Here is a 13,947-nt window from a genome sequence, read left to right on the forward strand (position 1 = left end):
ATTGCGTGTTAATGTTTCCAGGGAATGCCTTATGCAACAAACTTTTCGATTAGTCATTGATTGTCCTGACCAGGTGGGTTTGGTCGCTGCAGTCAGTCAGTTTTTGGCTGAGCATCAGGCGACCATAGTCGAAGCCAGCCATCATACCGATACTCAGCTCGGGCGCTTTTTTATGCGTCATGAGATTGAAGCTGATTCGTTAAATCTCAGTTTAGATAGTTTTAAGCAGGCATTTGCGCCCTTGGCTGAGACGTTTTCGATGAACTGGAAAGTCAGTGATTCACATCAAAAACAAAAAGTAGCATTACTTGCCAGCCATGAGTCTCATTGTTTGATCGATATATTGCATCGCTGGCATACCAATGAATTGGATTGTGACATTCCGTGTATTATCGCCAATCACCCACAAATGAAACAATTTGCTGACTGGTATAAGGTGCCATTTCATTGGGTGGACTTTAAAAACCAGGACAAAGCCAGTGCCTTTGCTCAGGTCGAAGCCCTGCTTGACGAGTATCAAGCTGACTTGACGGTGCTTGCGCGTTTTATGCAAATCGTACCGGATTCCTTGTGTCAAAAATTAGCCGGCAAAGCCATCAACATTCATCACAGTTTTTTACCTTCTTTCGCAGGCGCAAAGCCTTATCAACAAGCTTATGATAGAGGGGTGAAACTTATTGGGGCGACCTGTCATTATGTGACTAAAGACTTGGATGAAGGCCCGATAATTGAACAAGAAGTGATCAGAATCAGTCACAGTGATTCGGCAGCTGACATGGTGCGAAAAGGAAAAAACTGTGAAAAAGCCGCCCTTGCTAATGGTGTACGTTATCACTTGCAAGATCGCGTGATTATTCATCAACATAAAACCGTTGTATTTGCCTAGATTACTGATGTCATGACAGTTTATTGGGTGCGACACGGACAAACTGATAGCAATCGCGAGCGCGTAGTACAAACACCTGATACGCCTTTGTCGTCATTAGGTCATCAACAAGCACAGCTGCTTGCCAACGCTTATAAGAATGCAGATATTGGATTAATTCTTTGCAGCGATCATATGCGCACCCAACAAACAGCTGCACCACTTCACGAGGCGCTCAACTGTCAAATCGAATACACCGAGCTTTTGCAAGAAAGAAGTTTTGGTTCACTGCGCGGTCAACCTTATGACAGTATTCAAGAGGATTTTTTTGCCAAGGATTATCATCCCCCCCAAGGTGAAAGCCATCCTCAGTTTGTAAAAAGAGTTTTTGACGCATGGGACTTGGTACTAAATAAATCGACAAAGACGCAAAGCGACGTGTTAGTTATGACACATGGTTTGGTATTGCGCGTGATATTCGCAGAGATATTTGGCTTGAAAGAAACTGAAATACAAAGACTTGGTTTCGAGAATACGTGCGTGACAAGTATTTCCAAAACGTCACCCTGGCAGACAAGATTGTTATGTAATGTCGATCATTTGGATTGTCTTTCCGACCCAGAAAGTGTCGAGCAAGGAGCCGTATAATTTAAAAGTATGCAGAGTAACTAACGTTAACTTTGTTATCGATAAAGCCATTGTCGAACAAACTACCTAGTTCGCCCGTAGACTCCCAACGATGGCTACTAAATTCCAGGTCGACATGATGATCTTCACGAACACCTTTAAATCGACTAGTGATCATGTATATACGGCTTTCGGGAAGTTCGAATTGCACGCCTTGAGAAGATTTAAACTCAGGGGCTGATTGTAAAACCATTCCAGCGCTGACGCTTACATAATGATTTACTTCGTATCTTGGCATCACTGAATAGCGTTTTAAGCTGATTTTCTGGTTGTTAATACCCCAGCTCAACTGACCCTTTGCATAAGTTAATCCGCCTTCAAAGGAGAAGTTTTCGGTAAAAGGCTGGGTAAGTTTCAGTTCATACTCGCGGTGTTTACAACCGTTAAATTTGATACGTGATTTATTAAACTCAACATTGACGGTGTCGGGTAAGCTTGATTTAAGCCAATTGACACTTTGCGAAACAAAGTTGTCTTGTGCTTGGCAGGTAGTGCCAACTAGTGTCATCAACAAACAAAGATATTTGACCATGAACTTCACTCACAAGGTGCGTTTAACATGGTCAAATAGTACGCAATTTTTTTAAGGTTTAACGTACGCCTATCAACAATAGGTATATGTAAAAATACCTTAACTTGGCGGACCTGATTCTGTCTATTTAATATTCAATGACTTAGCAACAACTATTGAAAATTTTATCTTGTTACTTTTTTCGTTTATCAACAGGCTCTGCACATTTAAATACGTTTTGATGTTTGACTTTGCCAATCTCGCTTCCTTCGCCTTTGGCATATTGAGAGTTCCACAAGTCTTTCATTTCTGGCTTTTTGCCTTCAGCCGCCCACTGTTGTTCCGCCTCTTTTTGTTTTTGGTAATTGCGCTGGCGGTTCTGATCCCATTCCTGAACCTTTTGCATGAAAACTGGGTCTTCGCCCAAATCATGAAGCTCCATTTGCATATCATTGAGCAAGGCGAGCGGGTAAGGCATGATCCGGCAAATAGGCTCTCCTGCAGCAAATTTAACGGTCTTTTGTGCCTCGGTAAAACGCCAGTTCATGGTAAATGGAAAGGGTACCCAGTCAGTTCGCACAAAAGCATCGAGTGGCGTGAGTGCTGATTTGTCATGATTGGCTGGTCCAGATATTAACAAGCCATATTCCGGAGGGGTTCGAAACAAAAAAGGTAAATACCAAGTCACAGTGCCTGAGCCAAAGTGCGGTAGTGGCGCAAAGGGATCTTGCTTTGCCGGTCGAATGTCTAAGCGATCTCCATTTTCCATACCGCTCCAGCTAATTTCCACGTCGACCGGATTCAAAAGCTCCCAGCCCATGGTGTTTGCAGCCGTTAACGGAATACACCGATATGCATAACGGGCGGGCGTATTGTCCATCCATTCACGAGTCGCTTTGCAAGGTCTTATCATTGCCGACACATCCCGCTTCACACCAGGGATTACATAGGCATGAATAAGATTGTTTGGGATAGTATTTGGCTGCATTGACTGACTCATTGGGTTCTCACTTATCATTTATTTGAATAGGTTAAATCTGCTGATTCATTGTTAGACTTTTTGAGCTAGAAAACCTATTCGCATTTCTTTTTTAATTAAATTTGTTTATGTTCTAAACACAAAATGACACAACAAGGCCATTTATGGGTACGCACCAGTACGCGGATGATCCGCGCAATCAGACCATACTAATCAATATTAATGACGAACTCTATCCTCGTAATGAAGCAAAGATCTCTGTGTTTGATAGTGGGTTTATTTTGGGCGATGGTGTTTGGGAAGGAATTCGTCTGCATCAGGGCAAACTAGCCTTTATCGAGCAACACATGAAACGTTTGTACGATGGCGCAAAGGCGCTGGACATGGATATAGGGTTGAGCAAAGAAAAATTGGTTGAACGCATCCTCAATACCTGTCAGGCAAATCATATGGAAGACGGCGTGCATATTCGATTAATGGTCACCCGTGGCATAAAGGCTACCCCATATCAGGATCCCAGAGTTACGATTTCACCTGCAACCATAGTGATCATTCCAGAGTTTAAAACACCTTTACAACCCAATGAAAATGGCGTGGCACTTTTTACCACTCATGTTCGACGTGGCTATCCAGATGTTCAAGATCCCAAGCTCAATACGCATTCCAAATTAAACTGCATATTCGCTTGTATACAAGCTGCCAAAGCAGGCGTAGATGAAGCCTTGATGCTTGATCCTCACGGATTTGTTGCTACCTGTAACTCAACCCACTTTTTCATTGTCACCCAGGGTGAAGTCTGGACGTCCACAGGAGATTTTTGCCTGGATGGGATAACGCGTCGTAATGTCATTCAACTTTGTCAGGCCAACAATATTCCTGTTTACGAAAAGAACTTCACTTTGTCGGATGTTTACGCCGCCGATGAAGCGTTTATCACGGGTACCTTTGCCGGACTAACCCCGGTATCCGAGGTGGATGGGCGTATGATTGGTCACCCGGAAAATCCGATGATCGCAACGTTGCAACAACATTATATTGATTTAATTGAATCTCTGGGAGCTCCAAATATATGACGCTACGAATCGCCATGTGGTCAGGGCCACGTAATATCTCCACAGCAATGATGCGTAGTTGGGAGAATCGTTCTGATTGCAGTGTTGTTGATGAGCCCTTTTATTCGTTTTATTTAAACAAAACACAAAGCCCCCATCCACTTTTTGAAGAGGTTATCGCTTCACAAAGTAGCGACTATGATACCGTCACTCGGGCGCTGGTAAATGGGCCTTGTTCGACACCGCTGCAGTACCAAAAACATATGACTCATCACATGCTGGATAACGTTGACTTGAGGTGGACAGAAGGGTTAAAACACTGCTTTTTAATTCGCGATCCTCATCAAGTGGTTAACTCCTATTTTAATAGCCGAGGTGTGTGCACAGCAGAAGATATTGGCATTATTCGCCAGGCAGAATTGTTTCAGGATATTTCTGCTATCACCGGGCAAAACATCCCGGTAGTGGATTCAAATGCAGTGTTGAATGATCCACACAAGATCATTTCTGCACTTTGTGACGCGCTGGAAGTTTCATTTGACCCAAATATGTTGGCTTGGCCACAAGGCACCCGAGAAAGTGACGGTGTGTGGGCAAAGCATTGGTACCACTCAGTAAATCTTTCAACCGGTTTTGCACAGCCGCAAAACATAACCTTAAATTTAAATGATGAGCAAATGCGTATTGTCGAAGAGGTTATGCCTGCCTACTTATTACTTAAAGAATTTGCCATTGGTTGATCTGTAAGCTTTAAAATACGGTAAACAACTCTGCACTGAGACTGTTGGACTTGTAGTTTCGGGCGCAGTCATTAGTATTGATTTGCTTGAGCGGTGCACATGACGTCGCTCTTATAATTATAAAGACAGAAAAAATCTCCAAACATAACTGGAATCATACATGAATAAATTTGCCCTGACCCTAACCAGCGCCGCTATGATCGCGACACTGGCTGGTTGTTCGAAACCCTCGACAGACACCCAAACAGCTGCAGAAAAACCGGCTATGGAAGCAACTCAACAAGCAGACAATCCGTTGTTAGCTGAATACGCTGGCCCTTACGGTGGTGTGCCTGCATTTGACAAAATGGATTTGGCCGACCTTAAACCTGCTCTTGAAAAAGGCATGGAAATCAATCTGGCGGAAGTAGACGCAATCGTTAATAACCCAGATGCTCCAACATTCGAAAACACCATCGCGGCACTGGAACGATCCGGTGCGGAACTCAACAGAGTATTCCGCTATTGGGGCATTTGGAGTTCAAATATGAACAGCCCTGAGTTTCGTGAAATACAGGCTGAGATGGTACCTAAGATCTCCGCGTTCAGTTCCAAAATCAATCAAAACGAGGCTCTTTTTGCCCGAGTCAAAGCGGTTTATGAAGGCGAAGAGTTTAAAACCCTGACACCAGAGCAACAACGGGTTACATGGTTAAATTACAATGGGTTTGCGCGAAACGGCGCGACATTGGAAGGTGAAGCCAAAGCTCGCTATGCTGAAATCAATCAAGAACTTGCTACTCTTCAAACCAAATTTGCCAATAACGTATTGGCCGATGAAGAAAATTATGTTCTGTACATCACTGAAGACCAGCTCTCTGGACTACCTGAATCATTTGTCACTGCGGCAGCTTCAGCGGCTGCAAGCCGTGATCAGGAAGGTAAGTATGCAATTACTAACACCCGGTCTTCAATGGACCCTTTCCTGACGTACTCGGATGAACGTGAATTACGCAAGAAGGTCTGGGAAACCTACTACAGCCGTGGCAACAATGGCGATGAGTACGATAATAATGAATTGATCAAGCAGATTTTGGCGCTTCGCCACGAGCGTATTAAGTTGTTAGGCTACGACAACTATTCAGCTTGGCGCTTAGAAGACCGCATGGCGAAAAACCCACAAAATGCCATGGACTTAATGGAAAAAGTCTGGCCCGCAGCCATTGCTCGTGTGGAAGAAGAAGTTAAAGACATGCAGGCGGTTGCAGATGCCGAAGGCGCAGACATTACCATAAAACCTTGGGATTATCGGTATTATGCTGAAAAAGTTCGTAAAGAAAAATACGACCTAGATTCAGATGAAGTGAAGCAATATTTGCAGTTAGACAAACTAAGAGAAGCGATGTTTTACGTTGCGGGTCGTTTGTTCAATTTCAAATTCTCACCTGTTCCTGAAGGTTCGGTGCCGGTATTCCACGAAGACGTTAAAGTATGGGATGTTACCGACCTCACCACCGGAGAGCATATTGGTTTGTGGTATCTTGACCCGTTCGCTCGCAAAGGCAAACGCTCTGGCGCTTGGGCAACAACTTACCGCAGTCACACGACCTTTGATGGTAAGAAAACGGTACTGTCTTCCAACAACTCAAACTTTGTGAAAGGCCCTGAAGGTGAACCCACGCTTATCTCTTTTGATGATGCTGAAACCTACTTCCATGAGTTCGGTCATGCACTGCACTTCTTGGCAGCAACAGTAGCCTATCCTACGTCACATTCTGGCGTTCGTGATTACACCGAATTCCAATCTCAGTTATTGGAGCGTTGGTTGACCACAGACGAAGTGATCGACAACTATTTGGTGCACTACAAAACCGGCGAGCCGATTCCAGAAGAGCTCGTTGCGAAAATCAAAAAAGCGTCGACCTTCAACGAAGGATTCAAAACCACAGAGTATATGGCATCTGCCATTATGGATTTGCTGTATCACACAACCGATCCTGCTCAGATTGATCCACAAACATTTGAAAAAGAGCAGTTGACTAAACTGGGTATGCCAGAAGAAATTGTCATGCGTCATCGCAGCACACACTTTGGACATATCTTTAGTAGCGAAGGCTATGCGTCGAGCTACTATGGCTACATGTGGGCAGAGGTCCTCACCTCAGATGCCGCAGAAGCATTTGCTGAAGCACCTGGCGGATTCTACGACAAAGAAGTCGGCGAACGTTTGGTAAAACACCTATTTGCTATTCGTAATGCGATGGACCCAGCAGAAGCTTATCGTCTGTTTCGTGGCCGAGATGCAAAAGTTGAAGCACTCATGCGTGATCGCGGCTTTCCTGTTGAGTAGAACATCAGTTTACTGAATAAATATACGTACACAAAACGCCCTTCGGGGCGTTTTTTTATGCCTTCCTTTTTTGATGCCCATTAAATACCAAACTGCACGAAGAAATAGATTGGTATAACTTTAAACTGCATCCAATGTCCGTCTTGAGCCGTTTGCTTAATTACTAGAAATAATGCAAGGAACAAGACAGGTGCAAACTCAACCCTTTCGATTATGGACATCTACATCAACAATCTTTTCAATCTGTCTTGTGACGGGAGTGCATGCCGCTGTAGACATTGAACGATTAACCGTTAGCACATCTCGCGCTAACCTAGTAGGCGCAGCGATCTCTGCGTCCCAAGGTGTGGTTTCTGAACAAGAGTTTCAATTCAGACCCTTGTTGCGAAATGGTGAACTATTGGAGCTTATTCCCGGCATGATCGCCACACAGCACAGCGGCAGTGGCAAGGCGAACCAGCTTTTTTTAAGGGGATTCAATCTGGATCATGGCACTGACTTCGCTACCTTTTTAGATGGTATGCCTGTCAATATTCGTTCTCATGGTCATGGGCAAGGATACACAGATTTGAATTTTATTATTGCCGAAACCGTGGGACAAATAGACTTTAAAAAGGGGCCCTATTACGCCGATGTTGGGGATTTTTCTGGCGCGGGAAGTGCTGCATTCATTAGCCATGAGAAGTTAAAACAGAACTTTGCTGCGGTCACTGTCGGTCAGCACAATTACCTGCGTTCGGTGGCCGCCACACAACTCGATTTGCAGCAAAACACGTCACTTTGGGCGGCAGCAGAGTTACAGACTTATGATGGTCCATGGACAGATATAAATGAAGATGTTCAGAAGAAGAACGTATTTGTTAAGGCTCGCCACAAAACCTCTTCAGGCAGCTGGGCACTGTCATTCATGGCGTATGACAATCAATGGAACGGTGCAGATCAAATTCCTCAGCGCGCAGTAGAGCAAGGTTTGCTCGATAGGCTCGGCTCTTTGGACACGACGACCGGTGGGAATTCAAGCCGGTACAGTGCAAACTTGCAGTGGAACAGTGAAAAAATGTCGTTCAACGCATTTGCCATCGACTATCAACTACAGTTGTACTCTAATTTCACCTATATTCTCGATAACCCGGAATCCTCAGACCAATTTGAGCAGCTAGACAACCGACTAGTGTATGGCTTTAATTTTCACAGACACTTTGAGCATCACAATGCGCGCACGACCTTTGGTATCAGCGGACAATATGACGACATCATGGATGTCGGCCTGTTTGCTACACACAATAGGCAACGTCAAGGCGCTATTCGATTAGACAAGGTTGAGCAACAAAATCTCTCGGCTTACGTTGATCACCGATTTACCTTATCAGATCGGCTCTACGGACATATTGGTGGTCGATACGACTATTTCCAAAGTGATGTCCATAGTCAACTCACGCGCAATATAAACGGAGTAGAATTAGCTGACAATTCGGGTAGTAAACATGATGGATTGAGTTCCCTCAAAGCCGGTTTGGTATTTGAAGTAAATGAACAGGCCGATGTGTATTTGTCTGCCGGACAAGGCTTCCATTCTAACGATGCGCGGGGCACAGTTTCAACTGTCGATCCCATTGATGGGAGTGCGATTCGCCCAGTTGATCCTTTAGTCCGTTCTCAAGGCAGCGAAATTGGACTGCGCTGGTCTAATAATGACACGTTCAATGCATCGATCGCCTTATGGCAGCTTTCTCTAGACAGTGAATTATTGTTTGTAGGTGATGCTGGCAATACTGAACCAAGTTTAGCCAGTCGCCGTTCTGGCATTGAAATGACAGCATATTGGCGAATCAGTGATTTGATAACATTTGATGCCGAGTATGCTCAATCAAACGCGCGCTTTACAGGTGTTTCAAAAGAAAACTCTCGAGTTCCCGGCGCTATTGACCGAGTCGCGCAATTGGGCGTTTCGGCTCACTGGGACAATGGGCTAACAGGATCGCTGCGTATTCGTCATTTTGGTCCGCGAGTCCTGGAAGAAAGCGGTCAAGTGCGCTCTCAACCTTCAACTACTGTGAATGCGTTGGCCGCGTATCGTTGGCGTGATCTTGAGGTAAAAGTGGAAATCCTCAATCTGTTAAATAGCAAAGACCATGATATCGATTACTTCTATTCATCCCGTTTAGCCACAGAGCCAGAATCAGGTGTTGAAGATATACATTTTCATCCTTTAGCCCCGCGCAATGTCAGATTGTCACTGCGTTATACATTTTAACCCCGTTATTACAGCAATTAGTGCATCCAACAAGGTGTCAAAGCCGTTATTTAACCTAAATTCTGGATATCAGGTCCTATAAGCCATGACAACTTCCGCGCAGCTTAATGCTCGTTATCGACAGTCTATTTTTCGCCAATTGCAGGTGCTATCGGTGGTTATTTGCATAGTGCTAGGACATTTTTTGTACCTAGAAGACAAAGCAACTTTTGGCAACACGCTTGTGCTACTCATCAGTGCACTAGCATTTTTTGTGATCTTAATTGCCAGTTATGCCCCCATCAAAGAGACTTGGCTATACCAGTGTGGATGCTGGTTGACGGTATTTCTAATCGGCTTTTTTCTTTTTGACTATGGCGTAGTCTCTTCTCCAGCCTTACCCTGGATCGGAGCCGTACCTTCGCTGCTAATTTTTTTTATGGGCGACAGGCAGGCAAAACGCACCGCTTCATTTGTGACCTTGGGTATCGTCGCTGTTATCCTCATTTCTCTAAACAAAAATGAGATGGCGAGCACGCACACGCCACAGCGCGATACGCTTTTGCTTGTATCATCCTTGTGCGCCTTTAGCTACGCTTTTTTTATATCCTTTGCATTATGGAATCTAAACCGTAAAGAAAAGATCGCTTTGTTCAGTCAAAGCGAAATGGATGAACTAACTGGGGTTATGAACAGGCGCGCGTTTAATCGACGTTTAGATCGTCGGCTTTCTCAATCGCGCACTGAAGCAAGTGGCCTGGGGATCGCCATTCTTGACATCGACAATTTTAAAAGTATTAACGATAACTTTGGTCACGTCGTTGGAGATGAAATCCTTAAATTAGTGAGCCAGGCAATACGCCAAGCAGTAAGAGAGACAGACGTCGTCGCCCGATACGGTGGAGAGGAATTCATTATACTGCTTAATGTCAACTCGAACGACGAAATCAGTTCTTTGAGCGAGCGAGTTCTGTCTAACGTCAGAAACATTCAATACACCGCCAACGGTAATACCATACAGGTGACCCTAAGTGGTGGTGCCGTATTTGATACCCGTCCACAACGTGCACACATTAAAGACATGGTTGAGGCTGCTGACAAAAACCTCTATCGCGCCAAGCGTTCAGGCAAAGATCAGTTTGTGTTTTGCACTGAATAGCGCGGAGTCGATGACGACCACAACAAAACATAAAAGCAAACGAATCCCCCTTAACGCTGCACATCGAAATTGCTTATCCAAGAAATATTAAAAATAGTTTAAAAAATTGCATCCAGTCTGCAAATGGGAGCGTTAAGAGAGATTAGAAGGACAACAAACAGGTTCGAAGTAGTGAACTAAACAAAAGCGTGTTGAATGTTGCTGTACAAATTATGTTCGACAGGCTCTAGTAGATACAATTAGCGAGAGTAGCTGACGTGGTTCATAATCAAACACACTTTAAGCAAATCAAACACGACATGAATAAACGGCTTCACGCAGACGATATTCTTCAGGAAAAACTATTCTTACTCATCTGTTCAATTCAGCAATCGGATGAACAGGCTTTTTCTGATTTTTACGATCTCACTGTTGACCGGGTCTATAGCCTAGTATTCAGAATATTGGGAGATAAAAACGATACTGAAGAAGTGGTTTGTGACGTTTTTGCTCAAATCTGGCAACAAGCAACAAAGTATTACAGTGAACGCGGGAGTGTAATTGGCTGGTGCTTGCTAATTGCGCGATGTCGAGCGTTAGACCTTTATCGTAAGCGTAAGACCTTTATCGTAAGCGTAAGACCTTCAAAGAAATGATGAAAGATGCGATGGAATGCTTCGATGAATTTTCAGATGGTAGCTATGAACCAGAAAAAGTCATTATGCTCAATAGCGATAACAATGAAACCCAAAAAGCGCTTGAACAATTGTCCATGGTACAAAAACAATTGTTGTCGCTCGCTTTTTATAAAGGGCTAAGTCATTCAGAAATTTCCCAAGCGATCGATATGCCATTAGGATCCGTAAAATCTAACATCCGTCGCGCACTTGAAACCCTAAATATCAAACTTAAAAATCGAGATCTGCAATGAATCATAATGATAATGAAGAAGTATTGTCACAACATGAATTAATGCTGTTAGCAGAGAACTCCGCAGCTACCACAATTGATTCCTCGCTGAAACAACGCATGCGAGGCGCGATTAAAAAGCGTATTGACGGAGAGTGTCCTGATGGCGGGATGACGAATCGAGCGAACCTGCAAGAATGGTTTGAATTAGATGAAAACATATCAATAAAAATACTCCATCAAGATCATAACAAAAAGATTCAAACCGCCCTGTGGAGGCTGAAACCAGGCGCCATTATAACCGGACACCGTCACAATAACGACGAAGAATGCTTAGTCCTTGAGGGTAGTGTTAGAGTGGGGAATCATGTATTGAATGAAGGGGATTTTCACACCATGGAACAAGGCAGTTACCATTCAGACCTAGTCAGTGAAACTGGAGCCTTGCTATATTTAAAACACGACATGCATGAGCGATTGATGGGCCCTGCCCATTCATAAAATAATGAGTTGATAGGTTGCTGTTTAGACAGCCTATCTTTTTCAGGGGACAGAAAATCTGCGACGCTTATGAAGTACGCCGATAAAAACCGATTTGATTTACTCAGTGCCGAATACACATTCAACATTATGCGCGGCAAGGCGAGGATCAGATATTTAAAGTTACTTCTTAGATACCCAGTTCTTCGACCTTCGCTTTGGCGTTGGGAAAAAGTGATGCTGGATTTTACTTCCCATTGCCCGGCTTGCCACCCAAGCTCAGCCTCAAAAAGGCAGATTTTTTTGCGCGTGCAAGATAAAATCTCTGACAATCAACAGCGTTTATAACCTCCGAACATTAAGGGGGAAATCAAAATAAACCGCCTACTATTCCATTCGGAATTGTTGCTAGTTATCCTAATTAAACGTTGACTTCCTTCAAAAATATGCAAATATTCACATATGTATATTTTCACATATATTAAAAATGAACCCATGTAATTTTTTTAAATGTTTGGCCGACGATGCACGTCTGAAGTTGTTACTGCTCATATCTGAAGTAGGAGAAGCCTGCGTGTGTGATTTGGTCTCGGCTTTAGATATTGATCAACCCAAAACGTCACGTAATTTAGCCAAGCTAAGAGAAAGTCAGATTTTGCAGGGAGAGCGAAAAGGAAAATGGATGTTTTATCGTCTTCACCCAGAACTTCCTGATTGGGCGAAGAATGTCATCCGTGAAACTGCAGACAAAAATCACCGCTACTTGGGTGAGTCCTTGAGCCACCTGGTTTGTTGTCGACAAAACCGGGCGCATAACTGTTAAGGAATAGAATGAAAATTTTATATATTTGTACCCATAATCGTTGCCGAAGCATATTGTCAGAGGCGATCACCAACCATTTTGCGCAAGGTGTAATCGAAGCCAAGAGTGCCGGCAGCCAACCTGTTGGCGAAGTACACCCTCTATCACTCACTTATTTAAAAGAAGCCGGTATCTCAACACAAGGTTTACAAAGCCAATCTTGGGATGAATTTGAAGACTTCGCAGCGGATATAGTGATCACGGTCTGCGACTCGGCCGCAGCGGAAACCTGTCCGGTCTGGTTTGGAAATTCGTTAAAAATCCATTGGGGCTTGAGCGACCCTTCCAAATTAGACGGTTCTGATGAAGAAAAAGCTGACGCGTTTCGCGCCTGTATTGAACAAATTAAGCAAAGAGTTCTGAATTTGAAAACGTTGGCAGCAAAAAAACTGAGCACAGCAGAGTTAAAAGCAGAATTGGAAGCATTAGGAGCCAAATGAAAATGTTAAACGATTTGTCTTTACCCAACATTGATGAAACACAACTTGATGTACCGACTTTGGAAAAATGCCAACAAGCTCCGGCCATTCATAAACCTAGAATTTTGTTGTTGTACGGCTCTCTACGTGAGCGTTCTTTCAGTCGTCTTGTTATTGAAGAGTGTGCAAGGTTATTAAATCGCTTTGGAGCCGAAGCCAAGGTGTTTAATCCACATGGCTTACCACAAACCGACACCGCAGACGAACATCACCCTAAAGTAAAAGAACTTCGAGAATTGATGATGTGGTCCGAAGGACAAGTATGGTGCTCACCGGAAAGGCACGGCTCTATGACCAGCATTTTTAAAAGCCAGATAGACTGGGTTCCATTAAACATCGGTGGCGTGCGCCCTACACAGGGTAAAACACTGGCGGTAATGCAAGTCTGTGGAGGCTCACAATCGTTCAATTCGGTCAATCAGATGCGCGTCTTGGGACGTTGGATGAGAATGGTGACCATCCCCAATCAATCTTCCATACCTAAAGCCTTTTTAGAGTTTGATGAAAACGATCGGATGAAGCCTTCGCCTTATTACAATCGCATTGTTGATGTAATGGAAGAATTGATGAAGTTCACCATACTCTTACGTGACAACAAACACTATTTTGTTGATCGTTATTCCGAACGGGTCGAATCTGCAGAACAAGTTAGTCAGCGCGTTAACCAACGTTCACTTTGAAAA

The 13,947-nt window shown here is 43.9% G+C and carries 16 protein-coding genes; 14 read left to right on the plus strand and 2 right to left on the minus strand.

From position 1 onward, the window contains the following. The first annotated feature begins 31 nt into the window (after positions 1-31). Complete coding sequence (gene purU, locus FM019_RS11275) at positions 32-886, plus strand: formyltetrahydrofolate deformylase (protein ID WP_143836038.1); 855 nt, start codon at positions 32-34, stop codon at positions 884-886. Between the two features lie 12 nt (positions 887-898). Beyond that, positions 899-1,513, plus strand: coding sequence for a histidine phosphatase family protein (locus FM019_RS11280; RefSeq protein ID WP_143836039.1), 615 nt, complete (start codon positions 899-901; stop codon positions 1,511-1,513). Between the two features lies 1 nt (position 1,514). On the opposite strand, the gene FM019_RS11285 is transcribed toward FM019_RS11280, so the two are convergent. Next, positions 1,515-2,084, minus strand: a complete 570-nt coding sequence (locus tag FM019_RS11285) for a hypothetical protein (RefSeq protein ID WP_143836040.1) — start codon at positions 2,082-2,084, stop codon at positions 1,515-1,517. A gap of 172 nt (positions 2,085-2,256) precedes the next feature. Further along, positions 2,257-3,063, minus strand: a complete 807-nt coding sequence (locus FM019_RS11290) for a DUF6065 family protein (RefSeq protein ID WP_143836041.1) — start codon at positions 3,061-3,063, stop codon at positions 2,257-2,259. Between the two features lie 143 nt (positions 3,064-3,206). Here FM019_RS11290 and FM019_RS11295 point away from each other — a divergent pair, with 143 nt between their 5' ends. The 12 genes from FM019_RS11295 (at position 3,207) to arsH (ending at position 13,944) form a co-directional block, all read left to right on the plus strand. Further along, a complete protein-coding gene (locus tag FM019_RS11295) occupies positions 3,207-4,115 on the plus strand; it encodes an aminotransferase class IV (protein ID WP_143836042.1) in 909 nt (302 codons plus the stop codon). Continuing rightward, positions 4,112-4,834 (plus strand): hypothetical protein, encoded by a 723-nt coding sequence (locus tag FM019_RS11300; protein ID WP_143836043.1) that lies wholly within the window; start codon positions 4,112-4,114, stop codon positions 4,832-4,834. Before FM019_RS11295 ends, FM019_RS11300 begins: the two co-directional genes overlap by 4 nt. Positions 4,835-4,994: 160 nt before the next feature. Further along, positions 4,995-7,163, plus strand: a complete 2,169-nt coding sequence (locus FM019_RS11305) for a M3 family metallopeptidase (RefSeq protein WP_143836044.1) — start codon at positions 4,995-4,997, stop codon at positions 7,161-7,163. A 190-nt stretch (positions 7,164-7,353) separates the two neighbouring features. Next, positions 7,354-9,417 carry a TonB-dependent receptor gene (locus tag FM019_RS11310; protein ID WP_260681605.1) on the plus strand — a complete coding sequence of 688 codons (2,064 nt, stop codon included), beginning with the start codon at positions 7,354-7,356 and terminating at the stop codon, positions 9,415-9,417. A gap of 85 nt (positions 9,418-9,502) precedes the next feature. After that, positions 9,503-10,555 carry a GGDEF domain-containing protein gene (locus FM019_RS11315; RefSeq protein ID WP_143836046.1) on the plus strand — a complete coding sequence of 351 codons (1,053 nt, stop codon included), beginning with the start codon at positions 9,503-9,505 and terminating at the stop codon, positions 10,553-10,555. Between the two features lie 299 nt (positions 10,556-10,854). Beyond that, positions 10,855-11,190, plus strand: a complete 336-nt coding sequence (locus tag FM019_RS11320) for a sigma factor (RefSeq protein ID WP_143836047.1) — start codon at positions 10,855-10,857, stop codon at positions 11,188-11,190. After that, positions 11,187-11,465, plus strand: coding sequence for a sigma factor-like helix-turn-helix DNA-binding protein (locus FM019_RS11325; protein ID WP_143836048.1), 279 nt, complete (start codon positions 11,187-11,189; stop codon positions 11,463-11,465). Before FM019_RS11320 ends, FM019_RS11325 begins: the two co-directional genes overlap by 4 nt. After that, positions 11,462-11,944, plus strand: coding sequence for a cupin domain-containing protein (locus FM019_RS11330; protein ID WP_143836049.1), 483 nt, complete (start codon positions 11,462-11,464; stop codon positions 11,942-11,944). Before FM019_RS11325 ends, FM019_RS11330 begins: the two co-directional genes overlap by 4 nt. 69 nt (positions 11,945-12,013) lie before the next feature. Continuing rightward, complete coding sequence (locus FM019_RS11335) at positions 12,014-12,271, plus strand: hypothetical protein (protein ID WP_143836050.1); 258 nt, start codon at positions 12,014-12,016, stop codon at positions 12,269-12,271. A 139-nt stretch (positions 12,272-12,410) separates the two neighbouring features. Beyond that, positions 12,411-12,746: a metalloregulator ArsR/SmtB family transcription factor gene (locus tag FM019_RS11340; protein ID WP_143836051.1), complete on the plus strand. Its 336-nt coding sequence runs from the start codon at positions 12,411-12,413 to the stop codon at positions 12,744-12,746. Between the two features lie 8 nt (positions 12,747-12,754). Next, complete coding sequence (locus FM019_RS11345; RefSeq protein WP_143836052.1) at positions 12,755-13,225, plus strand: arsenate reductase ArsC; 471 nt, start codon at positions 12,755-12,757, stop codon at positions 13,223-13,225. 2 nt (positions 13,226-13,227) lie between these two features. Then, positions 13,228-13,944: an arsenical resistance protein ArsH gene (arsH, locus tag FM019_RS11350; protein WP_143836149.1), complete on the plus strand. Its 717-nt coding sequence runs from the start codon at positions 13,228-13,230 to the stop codon at positions 13,942-13,944. The last annotated feature ends 3 nt before the right edge of the window (positions 13,945-13,947 follow it).

This window comes from Aliiglaciecola sp. M165 (genome assembly GCF_007197995.1).
Lineage (GTDB): Bacteria > Pseudomonadota > Gammaproteobacteria > Enterobacterales > Alteromonadaceae > Aliiglaciecola.

Excerpts from the sequence above, each read along its gene's own strand:
- FM019_RS11280 (WP_143836039.1), top strand. The coding sequence starts at position 899 with ATGACAGTTTATTGGGTGCGACACGGACAAACTGATAGCAATCGCGAG.
- FM019_RS11295 (WP_143836042.1), top strand. The coding sequence starts at position 3,207 with ATGGGTACGCACCAGTACGCGGATGATCCGCGCAATCAGACCATACTA.
- purU (WP_143836038.1), top strand. The coding sequence starts at position 32 with ATGCAACAAACTTTTCGATTAGTCATTGATTGTCCTGACCAGGTGGGT.
- FM019_RS11325 (WP_143836048.1), top strand. The coding sequence starts at position 11,187 with ATGATGAAAGATGCGATGGAATGCTTCGATGAATTTTCAGATGGTAGC.
- FM019_RS11285 (WP_143836040.1), bottom strand. The coding sequence starts at position 2,084 with ATGGTCAAATATCTTTGTTTGTTGATGACACTAGTTGGCACTACCTGC.
- FM019_RS11305 (WP_143836044.1), top strand. The coding sequence starts at position 4,995 with ATGAATAAATTTGCCCTGACCCTAACCAGCGCCGCTATGATCGCGACA.
- FM019_RS11290 (WP_143836041.1), bottom strand. The coding sequence starts at position 3,063 with ATGAGTCAGTCAATGCAGCCAAATACTATCCCAAACAATCTTATTCAT.
- FM019_RS11345 (WP_143836052.1), top strand. The coding sequence starts at position 12,755 with ATGAAAATTTTATATATTTGTACCCATAATCGTTGCCGAAGCATATTG.
- arsH (WP_143836149.1), top strand. The coding sequence starts at position 13,228 with ATGTTAAACGATTTGTCTTTACCCAACATTGATGAAACACAACTTGAT.
- FM019_RS11330 (WP_143836049.1), top strand. The coding sequence starts at position 11,462 with ATGAATCATAATGATAATGAAGAAGTATTGTCACAACATGAATTAATG.
- FM019_RS11335 (WP_143836050.1), top strand. The coding sequence starts at position 12,014 with ATGAAGTACGCCGATAAAAACCGATTTGATTTACTCAGTGCCGAATAC.
- FM019_RS11300 (WP_143836043.1), top strand. The coding sequence starts at position 4,112 with ATGACGCTACGAATCGCCATGTGGTCAGGGCCACGTAATATCTCCACA.
- FM019_RS11320 (WP_143836047.1), top strand. The coding sequence starts at position 10,855 with ATGAATAAACGGCTTCACGCAGACGATATTCTTCAGGAAAAACTATTC.
- FM019_RS11315 (WP_143836046.1), top strand. The coding sequence starts at position 9,503 with ATGACAACTTCCGCGCAGCTTAATGCTCGTTATCGACAGTCTATTTTT.
- FM019_RS11340 (WP_143836051.1), top strand. The coding sequence starts at position 12,411 with ATGAACCCATGTAATTTTTTTAAATGTTTGGCCGACGATGCACGTCTG.